Consider the following 2,512-nt stretch of genomic DNA (forward strand, 5'->3'; position numbering starts at 1 on the left):
AAAAGTTATTCTAAAATTAAGCAGATTTTAAACGAAAAATGCTATTTTTGATACTAACTAAATAACTAACGATGTTGCGTTAGATACTTGAATCCGCCGTGCTAAAAGGACGACTCGCTTGAAGATACGATAGATTTCATTCAAGGAAACAGAAAAATTGGTAAAAAAATCACAGAAATGTGAAAACAAGTATTTTTTAACTGTCTTATTGCTACATAACTAAATTTTAGTCCATATTGTAGCGTGGGCGTCTTTAACATTATGAATAAAATTAAATTAATTTTTACCGGTATTATAGTATCAGTAATGTTTTTGTCTTGTAGTAATTACAACGATGAGAAAACCGAAGTGCAGCAACAGGCAATTTCTCCTGTTTTGAAGACTGCAAAAATGGTAAGTTTTGAAAAGGCTTTAAAAGATTTTTATGAATCAAAAGCGACAAACGAGTCTGGTGTATTGAATAAAAGAACTGCACAAACCAAACTTGAAGTTCAAAACGAAGCTATTACTTTACTCCAAGAATTAGGAACAAACCAAAACGTTATTGAAGAGAAAAAATCAATGTCTACAGATGGTTTAGTTTATTTTGCTTTAGAGGAATATTCAAAGAAATTATCGCAAATGTATAACCAAAACAAAAAAGTAAGATGAAAAAACTAATTTTAACACTTGCTTTAGTAACATTTGTTACTTGCTTTTCCCAAAAAAAGATTACAATTACTAATCTTACAAGCGCGGCCATGAAAATTTATGGAATTAGAACTAAACCAACAACAGGAACTTATCCTTATTGCTATGGGTATTCATTCGGTTTATATTCAGGGCAATCTTACAGTTTGGTAAATAATTTGAGCACGAGTAAATTTCCATTTTATTCTTCACCAACTTCACTTCCTCCGATTATTAGCAACCTTAATTGGAAACGAACAAATTCTGCAACTAGTTCATTAAATAATCAAACAGGTTTAAGTCTTTGGAATAGTACTATTGCAACTACTCAAAACTTTAGTTTTATAGACTTTAGTATAGGTATTATAAATGGGCTTCCGGGTAGTTTTGGTACATTTGCAATACCAACAGTTAATAGTACTACAATTCAAAATACCGCGGCTGGTTGGGAGATGTTATATGACTATTATCCGCCCACAGCTGTGAATCCAATTGCAGAATATGTTATAACATTCGTTGATCTTTAAATAAAAAACAAAATGAAAAAAATAATTTTAATTGCTTTGTTAGGTTGCGGGATGCAACTACAAGCACAAAAAACCTTTAAACTTTTTAATTTAACTGCTAACACAGTTACAATTGATAACTTAGTTACCAATACTGGTGTTGCAGGTGCTTACCCTCGATTTAATTCAAAACCAAATGGACCAGTAACTATTCCTCCTTTTGGAAGTTACACATTAACAACCGCCAATTTAACTCGTTTTCCGTTTTATTCGCCAACAAGTATGCCAACTATTAACTCATGGGAAAGAGCAACATCGGCTACAAGTAGCACCGTTATATCTAGTACCGTAGCCTTTCCACTGGGTAATGCGCAAGTTTTCTATTGGATACAATTAAGAATAGGTGGCAATACTAAACAAATTGGTACGGGTTCTGGTTATCAATCAACGCTAACCAGTAATGGTTGGACTGCAAGTTATGCTCCAAGCGGTACATTAACTGCACCTATATATACAGTTACCATTCAATAATTAATTTTAAAGACAGATGGCAAAAGCCATCTGTCTTTTTTAAAACTAAAATTCATGAAAAAAGCAATTCTTTTACTTCTAATCAGTTGTTCTGTTTCGGCACAAAATTTTAATTTTCAGCGGTCTTGGGGTACTTATTTTGGTGATGAACGTTTTTATCTTCAAGATTCTAAAGTAGATAAACAAGGCAATCTATATTTGGTTGGTTATTTTTTAAATGGCACTAGCATCTCTACTCCAGTATTTTCTACATCAAATTCATATCAATCTACTTTTGGAGGGGGAGCATCGGATGGGTTTATTGCAAAATTCAACAATCTTGGGCAGCTCACTTTGGCAACTTATTTTGGTGGCAGCGATACTGATATTGTTTCAGGTATAGATATTGATGCTTCCAACAACATCTATATAGTTGGTTCTACGAGTAGCACGACTAATATCGCTACTGCAAATGCCTATCAAACCGCAATTAACGGACTTTCCGATTTCTTCATTGCCCGTTTTACTCCTAATGGCATACTCAATTGGAGCTCTTATTATGGTGGGACTGAAGGAGAAGGTCTCGATTTAAATTGGATATCTGGTGGAATAAATGAAAATGATACAAAACTTTATGTTTCTCATGACAAGGCAAATAATTTTTATTTGTCGGGATATTCAGATAGCCCCAACATGGGCACTACAGGAACATTTCAACCCCAACAAGGTCAATCCAATCAAATTATTGCTAAATTTGATAATAATGGCACTAATATTTGGACAACTTATCACGGAAGCATCAACCCTTGCTATATTACCGCAATGAA

General features: G+C 33.5%; 4 protein-coding genes. All 4 read left to right on the forward strand.

What is annotated here, in order from left to right; translation table 11 throughout:
- The first annotated feature begins 261 nt into the window (after positions 1-261).
- Positions 262-651, forward strand: coding sequence for a hypothetical protein (locus ACH2CG_RS02665; protein WP_395061928.1), 390 nt, complete (start codon positions 262-264; stop codon positions 649-651).
- Positions 648-1,196 carry a hypothetical protein gene (locus ACH2CG_RS02670; RefSeq protein WP_395061930.1) on the forward strand — a complete coding sequence of 183 codons (549 nt, stop codon included), beginning with the start codon at positions 648-650 and terminating at the stop codon, positions 1,194-1,196. The genes ACH2CG_RS02665 and ACH2CG_RS02670 overlap by 4 nt, the downstream gene beginning before the upstream one ends.
- A gap of 12 nt (positions 1,197-1,208) precedes the next feature.
- Positions 1,209-1,706, forward strand: coding sequence for a hypothetical protein (locus tag ACH2CG_RS02675; protein ID WP_395061932.1), 498 nt, complete (start codon positions 1,209-1,211; stop codon positions 1,704-1,706).
- A 54-nt stretch (positions 1,707-1,760) separates the two neighbouring features.
- On the forward strand, positions 1,761-2,512 hold a 752-nt coding region (locus ACH2CG_RS02680; RefSeq protein WP_395061934.1), incomplete at its 3' end, for an SBBP repeat-containing protein.

It is taken from the genome of Flavobacterium sp., assembly GCF_043778725.1.
In the GTDB taxonomy this organism is placed as follows: domain Bacteria; phylum Bacteroidota; class Bacteroidia; order Flavobacteriales; family Flavobacteriaceae; genus Flavobacterium.

Bases quoted from the DNA above. Each gene is read 5' to 3' on its own strand.
- ACH2CG_RS02665 (WP_395061928.1), top strand. From the start codon at position 262: ATGAATAAAATTAAATTAATTTTTACCGGTATTATAGTATCAGTAATG.
- ACH2CG_RS02670 (WP_395061930.1), top strand. From the start codon at position 648: ATGAAAAAACTAATTTTAACACTTGCTTTAGTAACATTTGTTACTTGC.
- ACH2CG_RS02675 (WP_395061932.1), top strand. From the start codon at position 1,209: ATGAAAAAAATAATTTTAATTGCTTTGTTAGGTTGCGGGATGCAACTA.